Below are 17,738 nucleotides of genomic sequence, written 5' to 3'. Positions count from 1 at the left end.
CAGAAAATCGTAAGAAGGAGATAAAATTGTACCAAGAGATATATTGAGCTGATTTCTGTTCAGCGATAAGAACTTCAGTTACTTAAAAAAGATTTTAATGATGAGGTAATTCGCAAAAAAGAAATACGACTAGGTCTTGATGAGTAAAAATTTCACCTTAACTTCTAATTTTTTTTTGTTCTTTTTACCTCTGTAAAAATTTCATACCAAGTGCGGGTGAAGGGACTCGAACCCCCACACCTTACGGCACCAGATCCTAAGTCTGGCGTGTCTACCAATTCCACCACACCCGCTGAAATCGCTGTAAATATAGAAAGTTTTTTCTATCTGTAAGAGATGATTAATTTTTATAAGCGGATAGTATCTTATTATCTCTATCAACTATTTGATATTCAAGATATTTAAACGAGTCTCTGGGAATAATTTTGATCCATTTTTTGTGTTTTAAAAACCATTTTTGTCGTCTCGAGGGCCAGCCTTGCTTGAGATAGGCAGCTATGAATGGATGTGTATACAAGATAATACTTTTATGCTTTTCCTTTATAAAATTCTCGAGAATGAATTCTAAGCGATAAATATGTGCTGTTGGAGCCTCTACCTCATCGTTTTTATTAGGATTCTCCTCGGAAGTCTCTATGTTTAACTCCGGTCGCACTCTTTGTCGGGTCAATTGTATCAATCCAAATTTGCTCGGCGGTAAAATTTTATATTTAGCCCGTTCATTTTTCATTTCCTCTTTGAGATGCTCGTAGAGTTTTTTTCGGTGCTCGGCCTCAGACATATCGATAAAGTCTATTACGATAATCCCACCCATATCCCTTAAACGCAATTGCCTGGCAATTTCACTAGCTGCTAGAATGTTGACGTCTAATGCCACGTTTTCCTGTTTGTTTTTGATATGTGCCCCCATCCCGCTGTTCACATCGATTACATGTAAAGCCTCAGTATGCTCTATTACCAGATAAGCACCTTTAGCTAACGGAACATTTTTTCCAAGTAAAACTTTCATCTGTCGTTCAATGCCAAATTTCTCGAAAATAGGCAGATCTTTATCACGATAATGTTTTACAATATCAATCTTATCGGGAGCTATGGTGGAGAGATAATCGGTCATTTCATCACAAAGATCTTCATCATCACAAATAATGGAAGTGAAGTCATCGTTAAAAAGATCTCTCAAAATCAACGAAGCTTTGTCCATTTCACGCATTACCCTGGCTGGCGGATTCTTTTTTCTTAGATTCTTGAGCGTATTTTTCCACTTATTGATTAAATAAAGTAAATCAGCTTCAAGCGCTTCAGTTTTTTTATTGCTCGCTACAGTTCGAATGATTATACCGAAGCCTTTAGGTTTTATTCTCTGCATAAGAGAAATAAGACGCTCTCTTTCTTTACGGTCTTTTATTTTCTGCGAAACAGAAATCTTATCGGCGAAAGCTATCAGAATAAGATATCGTCCTGCTAATGAAATCTCTGAAGTCAGTCTGGGTCCCTTGTTTGAGATAGATTCTTTAGTAATCTGAATCAATATTTTTTGCCCACTCTGTAGTACCTCTCCTATGTAGCCATCTTTATTGATTTGTTCTTCCGGTGTATAATCTTGATTATCATATGATTGTTGTGCACTTTTGTTAAGTGATAAGAACTTTAAAAACGACTTAAGCTGAGGGCCTAGATCGTGGTAATGAAGAAAGGCATCTTTTGTACATCCAATATTTACAAAAGCTGCGTTGAGACCTTCTGCTATTTTTTTTATCCTTCCAAGGTAAATGTCTCCTACCAGAAAATTCTGATCATTGCTCTGACGATGTATTTCTAATAATTTTCCGTTTTCAAGAATGGTAACAACTACCTCTTTATCATTTGTTTGTACAACTAATTCTTTACTCATTGTTTTTTTTAGCCCGTGAATTAAGAAAAAAAACCAGTACCCAAGTGAGGAAACTGGTTTTTTATTAACAACGGTCGGTTTATTTCTTTTTATGCCTGTTTTGCCTACTTCTTTTCTTTCTTTTATGTGTGGCAATTTTGTGCTTTTTTCTTTTCTTTCCGTTAGGCATGGATAGGAATTTATCGGTTATAATAGTTTATTTTTTGACAGGTACGTTATTTTTTACGAACTCTTTCAGCTCTTTAGCAGGCTTGAAAACAGGGGTGTTATAAGCTGGGATAGTAATAGCCACTCCTTTTGAGATGTTACGTGCGGTTTTCTCAGCACGTTCTTTAACGATGAATGAACCGAAACCTCTGTAATAAAAATTCTCTCCCGAATTAAGGCAATTTTTAGTTTCTTCGATAAAAGTTTCTATGACGATTTTTACTTCATGTTTCCCAAGACCAACTTTTTCTGAAACTACGTCAATTATATCTGCTTTTGTCATATCTGGTCAATTAATAAAAAATTCATTTGGATAGTCAATTGCTTTGTTCACCTTTGTACAGGAAACATACTGAAATTATGATACCAAATATACCAAATTTTTATAAACCGTTTTAAAGTTGCATGTATTTAAATTTTGTAAAAATTTTGCTTAATTGGTATGAAAAATGTAAACGAGAGCTTCCCTGGAGATCTACCTCTGATCCTTATCATATTTGGATTTCAGAAATTATTTTACAACAAACTAGGGTAGCACAAGGTTATAATTATTACCTGAATTTTATCAAAAGATTTCCTGACATAGAAACGCTTGCCAATGCTCAAGAAGAAGAAATTCTTAAGATTTGGGAAGGTTTAGGATATTATAGTCGTGCGCGTAATATTCATTTTAGTGCGCGTTTAATTGTTCAAGAAAGAGGAGGTGTTTTTCCTGACACTTATAAATCTTTGCTACAACTTAAAGGGATTGGTCCTTATACGGCAGCAGCTATCGCCTCCATATGTTTTAAGGAACCTGTTCCGGCTATAGATGGAAATGCCTATAGACTTTTTGCGCGCTATTTCGGTATCAAAATTAATATTGCATTAAGTAAAGCTGCTTCAGAGTTCTTTGAACTAGCTCTTAAATTCATTTCAAAGGATCATCCAGGAGATTTTAATCAAGCAGTCATGGAAATCGGCGCTTTGATTTGTACACCAAAAAGCCCTGAATGCTACTGTTGTCCTTTAATGTCATCATGCTTTGCCTTCATTTATGGAGAGGTAAATAATTTGCCTTTTAAAGAGAAAAAGCTCTATAAACGTGAAAGGTTTTTTTATTATCTTCACATCAAATTACCACAAGGAATATGGATTAAAAAAAGAGAAAAAAAAGATATATGGCAGGGATTATATGAATTTCCATGTATTGAATCGGATGAAAGGCTCTCTGACGATCAAATTCGTAAAGGCTTTTTAAATGAATTCGGTTTATCCGGGATATTTTTAGCAAGTGTAATACACAAACTTACCCATCAACATTTGAAAATCGAATTTTGGCAGGCAACACCAAAGATGTCTTGCGCCGAAAAATTAAAAAACAGAGGATTTATACAGACTAAAAAAATTGTTCTCTATCCGTTTTCCCGTCCCATAAAGAGTTTCTTAGAAAGAGAGGATTGTGCCTAAATTTACATAATTTTTACAATAGATATCCAATAAGTTCTGATGGATAAGACGTTAAATAGAGCGATGCTCATTGGAGAGATAACTGATGAGGTAAAAACGCATTATATCAATGCAAAGCAGCCCGTTGCGCGCTTTCATTTGATGACTGTCGAGACTTTTTACAGTACTGATAAAAATAAGCATTTTGTCCATCGCGAATGGCATGATATCTTCGTGAGAAACGATCTTGCCGAGCGTTGTCAGAAACGATTAAAAAAAGGAGATAAGATTTACCTCGAAGGAAGCATTCGCAATAAAAAATGGAATGAACAAGGCCAGGTACGCTCTTTCGTGGAGATCCATGCAGATCGCGTTATACAGCTCGAAAGGAAATCTAACAACTCTGACACCTCCGGTAGTTTGTTTTCTGAAGAAAAAGTATAGGATGCTTAATTAAACATAAATTTTTGGAAACAATAATTCCGGAGGAAAACTTTGTGCCGGTACATTTTGTGTACTTGCAAGCAGCTTTTTATTTATTACTTCTTATTTTTCTTTTGTTCTGCTCCGCTGTTATATCAGGTGCTGAGATAGCTTATTTTTCATTAGATCAAAAGATGCTTAAAAAACAACAAAAGCATCATTTTTCAAAAATATCTTCAATATTGAAGATTCTTAATCATCCTAAAAAGTTATTAGCTACTATTCTAGTTTCACTGAATTTTATAAACATCGCTATTGTATTGCTCACCTCTTCACTTTTATCAAAATTTGGAAAATTTCCTCATTTCCAGATTTTTGGAATCAATTTCTCACTAAAATTTATTACAGAGGTTTTCGGAATCAGCTTTTTTCTACTCCTTTTCGGAGAGATTATTCCTAAGATCTATGCTAGTAAGCACAGCATGCGATTTGCTGCATCGGTATCCGCACCTTTAGAGTTGCTTAATTGGCTCTTGAGTCCCTTTTCGGCTTTAATGATACATACTTTTACTTTTATCGAACGCTATTTAGGTGCTCCCAGAAAACATTTCTCTGTGGATCAACTATCTCAAGCCCTTGAGATCAGCTCGAAAGGTCAGAAAAATAGTAAGGATCGAGAATTTCTTGAAGGTATTGTACATTTTGGAAGCATTGAAGCGCGTCAAGCTATGACACCCCGTGTAGATATGTTTGCGCTAAATTATGATACGCCTTTTATTGAAGTAGTCCAGCAAGTAATTGCAGAGGGATACTCTCGAATTCCTGTCTATCGTGAACGTATAGATGATATAGAAGGTATTTTATTTGCCAAAGATTTGCTCCCTTTTATTAATGAGCCCCATTATAGGTGGACGAATTTATTACATGCGCCTTTTTTCGTACCTGAAAACAAGAAAATAGATAATTTGCTAACTGAATTTAAATCCAGGCGTGTGCACTTGGCTATTGTTGTAGATGAATATGGAGGCACCTGTGGGTTGATCACCCTTGAAGACGTCATTGAAGAAATTGTAGGAGAAATCGCTGATGAATATGATGATGATCAAGCTTATCATTTTAAGTTAGATACAAATACTTTTATTTTCGAAGGGAAAACCCCTCTGATCGATTTTTACCGAATTATGGAGATTAAGGAAGAAGACAGGTTTGAGAAAAGAAAGGGAGAAGCTGATACTCTAGGTGGTTTTGTGATGGAAATTCACCGTTCGTTTCCTAGAAGACATCAGAAAATCCGTTTTCTAAACTATACTTTTATCGTGGAAGCGCTCGATAAAAAACGTCTTAAGCGCATTAAAGTCATCAAAGGAGTTAAAAATAAGGCTAATGAATCCGTATGAGAAAAGCAAGCTTATTTTGACTTTGAGCGTCCCATTTTCGCTGAGCTTCGCGATAAAAGATGCCCATCCTGGTACGATTTTAATCCTGATTAAAATGTAACGATCCATCTTTTTTATCGCGTGTGTAGAAGAATTTTGAGTTCTTAATGAACGATGCTCAGGAGCGTTTTTACAAACATACTATTCGAGAATAGTTTTATTAAAGAGCGATCTCTTTCTCATCCTAAAAAATTTAGGCAAAACTTTATCAATTGGGTGGCCAAAGCGCCTCGAAATGGCGCTTTAATTTTTCTATATGCCAAGCCCAAAACTTTTCTATTTTAGCATCTTCCAGTAGATTTTATAAAAAATGCTACTATCTTCATCTTTGATATCTTCGTTCTTAAACGAAGAAAGCGTTACGAGCCTATAGTTTTTATTATCATAATCCAAGATATAAAATTTTACTTTAACGTTCTTATATACAATGCTATGAGGTTCTGATTCCTTTTTGTTTATAACACGTGTTATAACGTCTACAGCAGTATTCATCGGATTCATTTTCGGTGAATTTATATCTAATTCTACCTTAGAAGGATAACCTTTGCGCCAAAAATTCCAGTAGCCAAAAGAGGAAAGATTCAATTTATAAACCCCATCCGTATAAAAATGTACTTCGCCAGTCGGCGAATGGTCACCAGATTCTTTTTTTATGCTTCTCCATATTTGATTATCATAAGATAAAGATAATTGATCTCCTTCTTCAGTTACAGGGACCCACTCTTTGAAGATATCCGATGCCACTCGGGGTCTTTCAAACATTTCCATTTGCTCATCTTTTCCCTTTCCCCATTGTATAGCCATATGATTTTCGTTTATCATTTTTAGATGAATCCTTTGCGGGTAATCCTCTTTAGGACCTTCAATAATAAGCCCGCCTTTCGCATCTATTTTATAGCTAGCATTCGTGACGATTTTGGCTTTTTCCTCACCCTTGTATTGCCTGAGGATTATTTTATAGAGGTCTTTTATTTCCCCTGAAGGATTTATTTCACATGTACTCTCTATGTCAAGGCGATTCTCTAGTGTTTCTTTACTGAATTTTGGATTTTTCTGTGCCCACTTTCGCTTAAGAAGCTCACGAGTATTCTCAAGAGAAGAATCACTTTCTGTTTCCATAGGGTCATCATAGTTGTTATTGCTATCATTACAAGCGCAGGAAATAGTAAGTACGAAGAGAAGCAGTAATTTTTTCATAGGATATTTTCTTGCATATGTGTAAATATACTGAGCTATTCTATCTGTTTTTTTTTGTATCTATTATCTTTTATTAACATTAATTTAACAATTAATAAAAATCTGTTTCAAAGTACTTATGGGAAGTAAACAACATCGAAAATGCCTAATGAATGATCAAAATTTCTACATACTGAAGTTATAGACAATCAAAATCTCTTTTTAATAGGTCAAAATTAAACCTCCGGAATTCCAGAGGAAATTATGAAATTACATATTTCTTAACAAATTTTAAATATTTTCTCGCACTTTGATGAGATTGAGCGCCGAGCCGGCTTGAAACCATTGAACTTGATTTTCATTATAAGAATGAAGAGCCTTTATGACATCTTTTTCTCCGTTTTTATGAACAATTTCAATGCTTAGTGGTTTTTCCGGCGAAAAATATTTCAGATCCGTGAAGTTAAATAGATCTTCTTCTTGAATCTTACCATAATCGCTCTTATCAGCAAAAGTCAGTGCCAACACTCCTTGTTTTTTAAGATTTGTTTCATGAATCCTCGCAAATGATCGAACCAATACCGTACGAACGCCCAAATGACGCGGCTCCATTGCGGCGTGCTCTCGTGAAGAACCCTCGCCATAATTCTCATCGCCTACCACTATACTGGGAACACCTGCAGCTTTGTAAGCTCTTGCTGTATCCGGAACAGCTCCGTAAACACCATCGAGCATATTTTTTACGGAGTTGGCTTTTCCGTTAAAGGCGTTAATCGCACCAATAAGCATATTTTCAGAAATGTTATCTAGGTGTCCACGGTATTTCAGCCATGGTCCGGCCATTGAAATATGGTCAGTGGTACATTTCCCCTCAGCCTTGATCAAAAGTCTTACCCCTATGAGATTTTCCCCGTTCCATGCCGCAAAAGGCTCGAGAAGTTGCAATCGATCTGAGTCTTTGGAAATGCTGATAACTATATTTTTTCCGTCCTCTATCGGGGCATGATAACCGTGATCCTCCACCGAAAATCCTTTAAGGGGTAATTCAGAACCTTGAGGCTCGGCAAGTTTTACATGTTCACCCTTTTCATTTTGTATTGTATCGGTAATCGGGTTAAAACTCAATCTTCCCGCCAAAGCTATAGCCGTTACAATTTCAGGGGAGGATATAAAAGCATGCGTATTTACATTGCCGTCATTACGCTTGGAAAAATTTCTGTTGAAAGAAGTGAGTATAGAATTTTTACGATTCGGATCATTCGTATGCCTTGCCCATTGCCCTATACAAGGGCCGCAAGCATTGGCCAACACTGTTCCACCTATCTTTTCAAACAACGCCAGATAGCCGTCACGCGCTACGGTATAACGAACTTGCTCGGAGCCGGGAGTTACCGTGAATTCCGATTGAAATTTTAAGCCTTTTTCTATTCCTTGTTTTACAATTGAAGCTGAGCGACTGATGTCTTCATAAGAGGAATTTGTACATGAGCCGATCAGGCCCACTTCGAGTTTTTCCGGCCAATGGTTTTCCTTAACTGCCTGGGCGAATTTTGAAATAGGCCAGGCCAGATCAGGTGTGAAGGGTCCGTTGATATGAGGTTCTAGTTTGTTTAGGTCTATAGTGATAAGTTGATCGAAATATTTTTTTGGATTCGCGTATACTTCCGAATCTGCTTTGAGATGCTCTTTTACATTGGAAGCCATCTCAGCTATATCTGCTCGTTCTGTATTTCTCAAATAATCTTCCGATTTATTGTCGTAGGCAAAAAGGGAGGTAGTTGCTCCAATTTCAGCGCCCATATTACATATAGTGCCTTTCCCTGTACAGGAAAGACTTTCCGCTCCTTCGCCGAAATACTCCACAATGGCACCTGTACCGCCTTTCACGTTCAGTATAGCTGCCACTTTTAGGACGATATCCTTAGCCGAAGTCCATCCGCTAAGCTTCCCTTTGAGATGAACTCCTATAATTTTAGGAAATTTTAACTCCCAGGGCATGCCCGCCATAACATCCACAGCATCAGATCCTCCAACACCTATAGCCATCATGCTTAAACCTCCTGCGTTGGGCGTATGCGAGTCGGTGCCTATCATCATCCCACCGGGAAAGGCATAATTCTCCAAAACCACCTGATGGATAATACCGGCTCCTGGTGCCCAAAAACCAATACCATACTTGTTCGATACGGATTGCAGAAAATTAAAAACTTCATTATTTTTATTGATTGACTCCTGGAGGTCTTTATTTGCCCCTGATTTTGCTTGTATGAGATGGTCACAATGCACTGTGGAGGGTGCAACGGTTTTATTTTGACCTGCCTGCATAAATTGCAGAAGAGCCATCTGCGCTGTAGCATCTTGCATGGCCACGCGATCAGGAGCGAAATCTACGTAGGATTCTCCTCGTAAGTAAACGCTTTTGGATGTTTCATCAAAGAGGTGGCTGTAAAGTATTTTTTCTGTACAAGTAAGAGGTTTTCCTATAAGTGATCTCGCTTGTGGTACGCGTTCTTTTATCCTTTCATATACCTGCTTAATCATGTGTAAATCGAATGCCATAGTCTTATAGAAATATATCGCGTTAAACGCAGCTTTTTTCAAATATAAACATTAGAATAGCTAAGAATTTCAGATCTTATTTATTTATATTTATTCTTGATAAGCTTTTAAAAATCGATCGACTTTTTCATAAACCGCCTGTGGATTATCCAAATGAATCCAATGACCCGCTTTAGGTATAGTTATTATTTCCGATCCTGGAAATATTTTTTGAATCTCTGAAAAGTCTTCCCGAACGATATAGTCCGATTCATCTCCACAAAGAAAAAGCGCTTTCCCATGATAAGTTTTCTCAGTGCTTTGTGCTGATATTAATCCCTCATAATTGTTTTCAATTCCCGGAAGATAAAAGCGAAAAGCGAAGTGGTCTTCTTCGGTACGGTAACTATTTTTAGAAAGTAATTCGCGGATTGCAGGATCGTCTATATTTTCTTGTAAAAATTCGTTTAAAGCTCCGCGACTCTTCAGAGTGTTTATAGGAACATGTTTTATGCTCGTTATTATTTTCTGATGATGCGCTGGATATGATCGTGGAGCGATATCGGCAACTACAAGGGCTCTAGCATTCTCAGGATAATGCAGACTAAAATGCATGGCAGCTTTACCTCCCATAGAATGGCCAAGCAATACCGGCTTTGAAAGTCCATGGCGTTCCATGTAATTTAAGAGATCCTCGCTTAAGAGATCATAACTCATGGCTCCGCTATGAAAACTCTTTCCATGATTTCGGAGATCTAGTAAATGAACTTCTTGATGATCTCCCGCCCATTTTTTTCCTAAGGTGGTCCAGTTGTCTCCCATGCCAAAAAGTCCGTGTAGTATGAGCAAAGGCTGTCCTTTTCCGTAGATTTTAGAATGCATGATCATCGCTGGCTCGCTTTTCTACAGGCGTTCTCTATGCGCCTGAGATAAGATTGTATGGTGTTTTCTATACCTAAGTAAAGAGCCTCTACTATAAGGGCATGCCCGATGGACACCTCCAGAATATCCGGCACTTTTTCTATAAAGTGCTCGATATTTTCCAGACTTAAATCATGCCCCGCGTTAACGCCCAAACCATTTTCGATAGCCTCCTTTGTAGTTAATAAATAAGGCTTTATAGAATCGAGGTTTTTATCAGCGAAATCTCTCGCATAAGCTTCGGTATAAAGTTCTATACGATCAGCGCCGCTGCGAACGGCACTTTTAATATATCTAGGATCTGGATCCAGAAATATTGACGTTCGAATTCCATAAGATTTAAACTCGCTGATTACCTCTTTAAGAAAGGATTCATGCTCAATGGTGTTCCAGCCAGCGTTGGAGGTAATCGCATCTTGTGCGTCGGGCACAAGAGTCACTTGCTCAGGTTTTACTTGTTTAACCAATTCGATAAATTTAGCATTTGGATTTCCTTCGATGTTGAATTCTGTGCACACGATTCCCTTGAGATCGCGTGCATCCTGATAACGTATATGTCTTTCATCGGGACGTGGGTGAACGGTAATTCCCTGCGCGCCAAATTTTTGTATATCTTTAGCCACTTGAATGAGATTGGGAAAATCTCCCCCCCGTGCGTTGCGAATAGTAGCTATTTTATTGATATTTACGCTTAGTTTTGTCATAAAAAGTGATATTTAATGAATGCTTACCTGGGTAAGTTCCAAATCAAAGATATAAGCCACTGCAAACAGATGGTCAAATACATCCGCCTGAATCCTTTCATAGTCTACCAAAAGGGATGTTTTTGTAAAGCAGTAAAGTTGTAATGGTAATCCATACTGTGTAGGCTCAAGATGGCGTACTATGAGAGTTTGAGAGTTTGAGATCATTGGATGTGCTTTTAAATAATGTAAGGCATACTCTCTGAAAAGTCCTATGTTACTAAGCTTTCGATAATTAATTTCATATTTTTCCTCTTCATTATAGATACTTATCTCTTTTTCCTTTTCCTCAATATATTTTCCAATCAGGCAGGAATTCTTGAATCTTTTCAAATCTTCTATCTCTAAAAATTTAAAGGAAAGTGTGTTAAAAAGTATCGAGCGTTTAATGCGACGAATATTTTTCTGACGCATCACTTCGAAATTGGTGACAGCTGTTGAAATCAAATCGTAAGTTGGAACTGTAGTTATTGTTTTATCAAAATTTTCGATTTTGGCCGATATCAGATTGATTTCGATAACGATCCCTTCTATAGTATGTTTAGGTATGGTAATCCAGTCTCCCACTTTAATCATTCTAGTAGTAGCCATTTGTACTCCCGAGATGAATCCTAATATGGTATCGCGAAAAATGAGAACGATTACCGCTGTGGCCGTTCCCAGGCTTGTAATAATGGAAGAGAAAGACACACCAAAAATGATCGATATGATCATCAATACGCATATTATAACCGAAAGTATTTTCAATAATTGAGAAAAAGAGCGTACTGCAATGGTCTGATGATTATTTTCACTGGTGGCGATTTGCATGACGGAATTGATCATCCGTATAGAGAATTGCAGGAATATCAGAACAAAAAGAGCATAGAAAACTTTTTGTACATGACCGATAAAGTCTGGATGAGATTTAAACAGACCTTCTACCAGTATGAAGCCTAGAGCCACTGGAAAAAAATGCCCCAGACTGTCAAAGACTTTATTCTTATAAAGAATATCATCCCAGCTAAAGTGCGTAGAGTTCACAATGCGCTTACTTACAAAGCGTACTAATCGATTGAATAACAATTCAAGTGTCACTATAACAAGACCCAGTGTCAATAGTTTAGCCCCCAGTGTTAAGTTTATGGAAGTCCATTCACCCAGATCAAAACTGATGAGCAAGTTGTGAAGCCATTCACTTTGCTGATCGAAATACAGAAGTAACTGCATTAAAAATATTCTTTGAATTTTTAAATTGAGAACACAAATTTAATCAAGTGAGAGAGAAGTATTATATTTGCCTGTAATATATTCAAAAAATTCATTTGAAATGGCCAATCCATTTTTAAATAAGAGCTTCTCAAAGTCTCCCACAGTTATATTTAACAATCATGAAATTATGACACGTGCAGGGGTGCTCAATAAAAGCATTTTTCTATTTGTCCTTACCTTGCTAAGCGCATCGGCTACTTGGGGTGTGGTTTTTCGCGGAATAAACCCATCATCTTATGCGTTGACAGGGGGTTTACTAGGTTTTGCAATGGCGCTGACGGCGAGTTTTAAGCCGAAATGGAGCCCTTATTTAGCGCCTGTTTATTCCCTGGCTGAGGGGGTTTTCTTAGGAGCCTTTTCTGCTGTGGTTCATGCTCGCTATCCGGGTTTGCCCTTGCAGGCGGTTTTGGCTACTTTCGTTACTTTTTTATTGATGCTCTCGCTTTACCGAATGAAGATCATAAGGGTTACTGAAAGGTTTCGTTCGGTTCTTTTCGGAGCTGCATTAGCTATCGCTACCTATTACCTTATAGCATGGGTGGCTAGCTCTTTTTTTCAGGTAATTCCTTTCAATTTCGGCGATTCTTGGATAAGCATTGCCTTTAGTGTGTTTGTCATCATCATAGCGGCACTGAACCTTGCCGTGGATTTTGATTTTATAGAACGTCAGTTAGCGCAGCGTGCCCCAAAATATATGGAATGGTTTTCTGCAATGGCCTTGATGATTACATTGATATGGTTGTATATTGAAATATTGAATCTTCTTTCAAAAATCAATAAAAATGATTAGGAAGTTATTTAAAAATGTAAAATTTCAATACAGCAGAGGCTTAAATAAATTCTTATATATATTTATATATATTTGTCGCGTAGCAAAAGAAATAGAAAACAAAATAAGGGCTGTAAAAGCCCTTATTTTTATAACCCTAGTACCCTAAAAAAGAATAGGTCGCGCATCTGATTCAGGAAATTTTGACCGAAAGAGTTGGTCTTTTTCTGGTAGATGTATCATTATCATCTAGCCATCATATTCGCGTACCTATCGATGGAGGTCAAGATGTTTTATTAAAGAAGCGCGTATGAATTCTTCATCATTTGCAAGGGTATTTAAGAGATAAAAAGTTGATTATACTCTTGAAGAGTATCTTCTAGCCACTTTAAGCAAATCGTTAAGTGTCACGCAACTCTCTGTGATGATTTTGGAAGTTATCTGTTATCTGGGTATGTTTAAGAAATCTGATCAATACGCTATTTCTTTTCAGCGGCTTTAATTTCCACTGAAAAGAAAAGGGAAAAGAAAGAATGTTATAACCTTAGAAGATCCATTATGAAAAAATTAAGGAGGTAAAAATAAAAATCAAATTTTGAAAAAAATGATATACCATGGATAATCTGGCTCTGATTGAATCGTTTGCGGATTTTAAAGAGGAGAAAAATATAGACCGCTCCACTCTTATGGCCATATTGGAAGAGTCCATCAGGGCTGTTTTACGTAAAAGATATGGATCGGCAGATAATTTCGACATCATTGTAAATCCTGATAAAGGTGATCTTGAGATCTGGCGCAATCGCACAGTGGTAGAAGATGGAGTGGTTCAGGAGGATAATGAGCAGATCGAGCTCTCGGAAGCCAAGAAAATAGAGCCTGATTTTGAGATTGGAGAAGAAGTTTCGGAGAAAGTTGAGCTTAAAGACCTCGGACGCAGATCTATTTTGTCTCTCAAACAAAATCTTTTTTCCAAGAGCAAGGAATATTACAATACGGTAATTTATAAAAATTTTAAAGATCGTATAGGAGAGATTGTCGTTGGAGAGATTCATTATGTCCGTTATAATAAACACCTTATTATTCGCGATGACAATCATAATGAAATGATTTTGCCTAAGGAAGAGCAAATTCCAAATGATTTTAGCCGCAAAGGCGATAGCTTGCGAGCAGTAATCAAAGAAGTACGTCTTGAAGGCATCAAGCCGGTGGTTATTCTTTCACGCAGCGATCCGGAGTTTCTAAAAAAGCTTTTTGAACAGGAGATTCCTGAGGTCGTTGACGGACTCATTATCGTAAAGAATGTAGTTCGTATCCCCGGAGAAAAAGCCAAGGTGGCGGTAGAATCTTATGACGATAGGATAGATCCTGTGGGAGCTTGTGTGGGTGTAAAAGGTACGCGTATACATTCTATAGTTAAAGAATTAAGAAACGAAAACATAGACGTTATCAATTATACTACCAACCATCAATTATACATTACCCGGGCTATAAACCCGGCAAAGATATCGATGATAAAGATTGATCAAGAGAATAAAACTGCTATGGTTTCGGTAAAGCCTGATCAGGTATCAAAAGCTATTGGTCGTAATGGGCAAAATATCCGGTTGGCAAGTCAGTTGACCGGTTATAAAATTAATATTTTCAGAGATTCACCTTATGAAGATGATGTGGAGCTTACCGAATTTGGTGATGAAATAGAACCTTGGATTATAGAACAGTTCCGAAATGCAGGTCTTGATACAGCTCGCGCCATACTGGATTGTGATCTAGAAGATCTCATCAGGCGTACCGATTTAGAAGAAGAGACTATTTTAGATGTCTGCAGGGTATTAAAAGAGGAATTCAACGAGATAAAATAATAGAAAGAGATGATCCCTTTTCCTATATAAATATTGAAACGACTATTTTTGTAAAGGTTAAAGCGATTTTTTTCGCAATAGAGAGTTTTTTATGACTGGTAAGATCAGATTGAGGACAATACTGAAGGAATTGAATATTTCCCTGAAAAGGGTAGTGGATTTTTTGCAAAGCAAAGAAATAGAGCTGGAAAGCAATCCTAACGCAAAAATTAAACAAGAAGTTTATCAACTTTTGGTACGTGAATTCCAGTCAGATAAAAAAGCAAGAGATGCCTCTGAAAAAATCTCTTTGCAAAAAAAGATAGAAAAAGAACAGATCCGTGAGGAAATCCTTCAAAAAGGAAAAGCAAATGAACCTTCTGAGCAAATGCTCACACAAGATATCCCTAAGCGTATTGAGCCTCCTCATGGTCCTCGTACCATAGGAAAAATAGATTTAGATTCCTTAGGTCCCAGAAAAAAAGAATATTCATCGATTTCTGGGAAAAATGAGCTACGTTCTTCTTTGGTGCCTCAAATAAAAAAAGAGCCTTCCGTCCCAATTCAGGCTCAGGAGCGTTCCTCAAAGGAAGAGATCGAATCTAAAAAAGAAAGGGAACCCTCTACGCAAATAAATTCCTCTCTGCCTTTGATTACAGAGAATCAGGTAAAAGTTCCGGATCTTATGGTTCCTTCAGATCATATCAAAACCCATTATCAAAAACTTGAAGGACCTGCTTTTACAGGCGATAAAATTGATCTTTCCCAGTTTGAAAGGCGTAAACCTCCCGTAACGGATTCGAATAAGAAAAAACGCAGGCGTATTAATAAAGAGATTACCGCCGAAGATGTTAAAACGATAGGTGCGCAACGTCCTTTGCGTACAGCGGAAAAATCTAAAAATTCCTCAAGCGCGCAGCGTTCAACTGCTCTGAAAGCAGGTCAGCGCAAAGCCAGAAGAGACAACCAGCAAGCTGAGTTAACGGATGAGCAGATCGGCAAACAAATCAAGGAAACCCTTGAGAAACTCACTTCAAAAGGAGGTAAATCCAAAACTTCTAAATTTCGCCGTGAAAAGCGTCAATTCAGAAAAGATCAGCAGGCCTTTGAAAGCGATTTACAAGATCAAGAAAGTAAAGTCCTGAAAGTAGCTGAATTTGCCACGGTCAACGAATTGGCCGCTATGATGGAAGTGCCCGCCACGCAACTCATCACCACTTGTATGTCTCTTGGGGTCATGGTGACACTGAATCAGCGCTTAGATGCCGAGGTGCTTACCCTTGTAGCCGATGAATTCGGCTATAGTATGGATTTTGTGGGAGCCGATATCGATGAGTCCATTCAAGAAGAGGAAGATCCAAAGGAGAGCTTGTGCGCGCGCGCTCCTATAGTTACTGTGATGGGGCATGTGGATCATGGAAAGACTTCTTTGCTCGATTATATCAGAAAAACCAATGTCATCGCCGGAGAGTCTGGGGGAATCACCCAGCACATCGGAGCCTATAGCGTTGAATTCAAAGCTGGGCAACGGATTACTTTTCTCGATACCCCGGGACATGAAGCTTTTACCGCTATGCGTGCCAGGGGCACACAGATAACCGATATCGTTATTGTCGTTATAGCCGTTGACGATGAGGTAATGCCCCAAACCAAAGAGGCGATCAGTCATGCCCAAGCAGCAGGTGTTCCTATAATATTTGCCTTGAACAAAATAGATAAGCCTACGGCGCAACCTGATAAAATTCGTGAGCAGCTGGCCAATATGAATTTCTTGGTGGAAGAATGGGGAGGTAAGTACCAATCTCAGGAGATTTCCGCGAAAACAGGCATCGGTCTTGAACAATTACTTGAGAAAGTCTGGCTAGAAGCCGAAGTTTTGGGATTAAAAGCCAATCCGGGTAAGCCCGCCTCAGGTACAGTGATAGAAGCTACCCTTGATAAGGGTCGCGGCTATGTCACTACCATACTCGTGCAGGCCGGAACGCTTAGACTCGGGGATTATATATTGGCAGGATCGCATCACGGCAAAGCTAAGGCGCTTTTGGATGAGCGTGGCCACTCCATTCAAGAAGCAGGCCCTTCGAAACCAGTGGCCATATTAGGCCTTGGAAGCGCCCCTGCAGCAGGTGATAAATTCAAAGTGTTTATCGAGGAAAAAGAAGCTAAGCAAATCGCCTCGAGACGACAGCAGCTACAACGCGAACAAAACATTCGTACTCAGAAACATCTTACCCTTGATGAAATCGGTCGTCGTATTGCGCTGGGTGACTTCAAAGAGCTTAAAATCATTTTAAAAGGAGATGTAGATGGTTCTGTGGAAGCGCTTATAGATGCGCTTGAAAGACTCTCTACTCAGGAGGTGGCGGTAAGTGTCATTCATAAAGGAGTGGGACAAATCACCGAATCGGATGTGTTGCTGGCAAGCGCATCGGATGCGATCATCATAGGATTTAATGTTCGTCCAGCGCTTAATGCTCGAACCATTGCTGAAAAAGAAGATATCGAAATTCGAACTTATTCTATTATTTATGACGCTATTAATGAAATTAAGGAAGCCATAGAAGGTATGCACTCTCCTGAGATACGCGAACAGATTTGCGGTGCCGCTGAAATCCGAAATGTATTTAAGATCACCAAAATAGGCACTATCGCCGGTTGTATGGTTACCGATGGTAAAATGTTGCGAAGTGTTAAGATAAGATTGATCCGAGATGGTATTGTCATTCATGATGGAGAGCTTGCCTCTCTCAAGCGTTTCAAAGAAGACGTTAAAGAAGTCTCCAAAGGTTATGAATGTGGTTTGAATATTAAAAACTACAACGATATACAGACCGGAGATTTTGTTGAAGCTTACGAGGAGGTCTCGGTTAAAAGAAGCCTTTAATAATGCGTCAAATTATTGATATATGTTAATTTTTTAGTATAGATTCTTTTTTTATGATGTATATTTGCCGTTATCATAGATAATATTTATTATATGGGTTATGTTTTTACTAAACGTTTACATTTTATTGAATTTTTCTTATTTCTCTGGCAACTTTTCTGAGTTAAGTTATCGGGGAATATCAGCAGCCCTCAGGGCAACCCTTTTCTAGGTGCCACTTGTAATATTGACAG

The 17,738-nt window shown here is 38.0% G+C and carries 13 protein-coding genes and 1 tRNA gene; 6 read left to right on the top strand and 8 right to left on the bottom strand.

Annotated elements, in window-relative coordinates:
• Positions 1 to 211: 211 nt before the first annotated feature.
• From CS842_RS04530 to CS842_RS04520, 3 genes are all read right to left on the bottom strand, one after another.
• Positions 212 to 293 (bottom strand) — tRNA-Leu (locus CS842_RS04530).
• A gap of 47 nt (positions 294 to 340) precedes the next feature.
• Entirely contained in the window at positions 341 to 1,891 is a 1,551-nt protein-coding gene (locus tag CS842_RS04525; RefSeq protein ID WP_103327676.1) for an Rne/Rng family ribonuclease, read from the bottom strand.
• A 196-nt stretch (positions 1,892 to 2,087) separates the two neighbouring features.
• Positions 2,088 to 2,381, bottom strand: coding sequence for an HU family DNA-binding protein (locus tag CS842_RS04520; RefSeq protein ID WP_103327675.1), 294 nt, complete (start codon positions 2,379 to 2,381; stop codon positions 2,088 to 2,090).
• 122 nt (positions 2,382 to 2,503) lie between these two features.
• On the opposite strand from CS842_RS04520, the gene mutY reads away from it, so the two are divergent.
• The 3 genes from mutY to gldE are packed head-to-tail and all read left to right on the top strand — an operon-like array spanning position 2,504 to position 5,346.
• Complete coding sequence (gene mutY, locus CS842_RS04515; RefSeq protein ID WP_103327674.1) at positions 2,504 to 3,547, top strand: A/G-specific adenine glycosylase; 1,044 nt, start codon at positions 2,504 to 2,506, stop codon at positions 3,545 to 3,547.
• 39 nt (positions 3,548 to 3,586) lie between these two features.
• Positions 3,587 to 3,970: a single-stranded DNA-binding protein gene (locus CS842_RS04510; RefSeq protein WP_103327673.1), complete on the top strand. Its 384-nt coding sequence runs from the start codon at positions 3,587 to 3,589 to the stop codon at positions 3,968 to 3,970.
• 23 nt (positions 3,971 to 3,993) lie between these two features.
• Positions 3,994 to 5,346: a gliding motility-associated protein GldE gene (gldE, locus tag CS842_RS04505; RefSeq protein ID WP_322746640.1), complete on the top strand. Its 1,353-nt coding sequence runs from the start codon at positions 3,994 to 3,996 to the stop codon at positions 5,344 to 5,346.
• A 315-nt stretch (positions 5,347 to 5,661) separates the two neighbouring features.
• Here gldE and CS842_RS04500 read toward each other — a convergent pair whose 3' ends face one another.
• The 5 genes from CS842_RS04500 to CS842_RS04480 all read right to left on the bottom strand — a co-directional run bounded on the left by CS842_RS04500 (position 5,662) and on the right by CS842_RS04480 (position 11,972).
• Entirely contained in the window at positions 5,662 to 6,582 is a 921-nt protein-coding gene (locus CS842_RS04500) for a hypothetical protein (RefSeq protein WP_103327672.1), read from the bottom strand.
• A gap of 270 nt (positions 6,583 to 6,852) precedes the next feature.
• Entirely contained in the window at positions 6,853 to 9,120 is a 2,268-nt protein-coding gene (locus CS842_RS04495) for an aconitate hydratase (RefSeq protein ID WP_103327671.1), read from the bottom strand.
• A 90-nt stretch (positions 9,121 to 9,210) separates the two neighbouring features.
• Positions 9,211 to 9,987, bottom strand: coding sequence for an alpha/beta fold hydrolase (locus tag CS842_RS04490; protein WP_103327670.1), 777 nt, complete (start codon positions 9,985 to 9,987; stop codon positions 9,211 to 9,213).
• Positions 9,984 to 10,724 carry a pyridoxine 5'-phosphate synthase gene (locus CS842_RS04485; RefSeq protein WP_103327669.1) on the bottom strand — a complete coding sequence of 247 codons (741 nt, stop codon included), beginning with the start codon at positions 10,722 to 10,724 and terminating at the stop codon, positions 9,984 to 9,986. Before CS842_RS04485 ends, CS842_RS04490 begins: the two co-directional genes overlap by 4 nt.
• A gap of 12 nt (positions 10,725 to 10,736) precedes the next feature.
• Complete coding sequence (locus CS842_RS04480; RefSeq protein WP_103327668.1) at positions 10,737 to 11,972, bottom strand: mechanosensitive ion channel family protein; 1,236 nt, start codon at positions 11,970 to 11,972, stop codon at positions 10,737 to 10,739.
• 100 nt (positions 11,973 to 12,072) lie between these two features.
• Between CS842_RS04480 and CS842_RS04475 the strand changes: the two genes are divergently transcribed.
• From CS842_RS04475 to infB, 3 genes are all read left to right on the top strand, one after another.
• Positions 12,073 to 12,804, top strand: coding sequence for a Bax inhibitor-1/YccA family protein (locus CS842_RS04475; protein ID WP_103327667.1), 732 nt, complete (start codon positions 12,073 to 12,075; stop codon positions 12,802 to 12,804).
• Between the two features lie 593 nt (positions 12,805 to 13,397).
• Complete coding sequence (nusA, locus tag CS842_RS04470; RefSeq protein ID WP_103327666.1) at positions 13,398 to 14,642, top strand: transcription termination factor NusA; 1,245 nt, start codon at positions 13,398 to 13,400, stop codon at positions 14,640 to 14,642.
• A gap of 91 nt (positions 14,643 to 14,733) precedes the next feature.
• The gene (gene infB, locus CS842_RS04465; protein ID WP_103327665.1) at positions 14,734 to 17,505 is read left to right on the top strand and encodes a translation initiation factor IF-2; all 2,772 of its coding nucleotides are present in this window, start codon (positions 14,734 to 14,736) and stop codon (positions 17,503 to 17,505) included.
• The last annotated feature ends 233 nt before the right edge of the window (positions 17,506 to 17,738 follow it).

This window comes from Bacteroidetes bacterium endosymbiont of Geopemphigus sp., from assembly GCF_002904345.1.
In the GTDB taxonomy this organism is placed as follows: Bacteria; Bacteroidota; Bacteroidia; order Flavobacteriales; family Blattabacteriaceae; genus GSPS2-BC2016.
Note: the sequence above shows the minus strand (reverse complement) of the source record. Positions and strands in the feature narration are given on the sequence as shown.

Coding starts and splice junctions, on each gene's coding strand:
- CS842_RS04525 (WP_103327676.1), bottom strand. CDS start 1,891: ATGAGTAAAGAATTAGTTGTACAAACAAATGATAAAGAGGTAGTTGTT.
- CS842_RS04520 (WP_103327675.1), bottom strand. CDS start 2,381: ATGACAAAAGCAGATATAATTGACGTAGTTTCAGAAAAAGTTGGTCTT.
- mutY (WP_103327674.1), top strand. CDS start 2,504: ATGTATTTAAATTTTGTAAAAATTTTGCTTAATTGGTATGAAAAATGT.
- CS842_RS04510 (WP_103327673.1), top strand. CDS start 3,587: ATGGATAAGACGTTAAATAGAGCGATGCTCATTGGAGAGATAACTGAT.
- CS842_RS04500 (WP_103327672.1), bottom strand. CDS start 6,582: ATGAAAAAATTACTGCTTCTCTTCGTACTTACTATTTCCTGCGCTTGT.
- CS842_RS04495 (WP_103327671.1), bottom strand. CDS start 9,120: ATGGCATTCGATTTACACATGATTAAGCAGGTATATGAAAGGATAAAA.
- CS842_RS04490 (WP_103327670.1), bottom strand. CDS start 9,987: ATGATCATGCATTCTAAAATCTACGGAAAAGGACAGCCTTTGCTCATA.
- CS842_RS04485 (WP_103327669.1), bottom strand. CDS start 10,724: ATGACAAAACTAAGCGTAAATATCAATAAAATAGCTACTATTCGCAAC.
- CS842_RS04480 (WP_103327668.1), bottom strand. CDS start 11,972: ATGCAGTTACTTCTGTATTTCGATCAGCAAAGTGAATGGCTTCACAAC.
- CS842_RS04475 (WP_103327667.1), top strand. CDS start 12,073: ATGGCCAATCCATTTTTAAATAAGAGCTTCTCAAAGTCTCCCACAGTT.
- nusA (WP_103327666.1), top strand. CDS start 13,398: ATGGATAATCTGGCTCTGATTGAATCGTTTGCGGATTTTAAAGAGGAG.
- infB (WP_103327665.1), top strand. CDS start 14,734: ATGACTGGTAAGATCAGATTGAGGACAATACTGAAGGAATTGAATATT.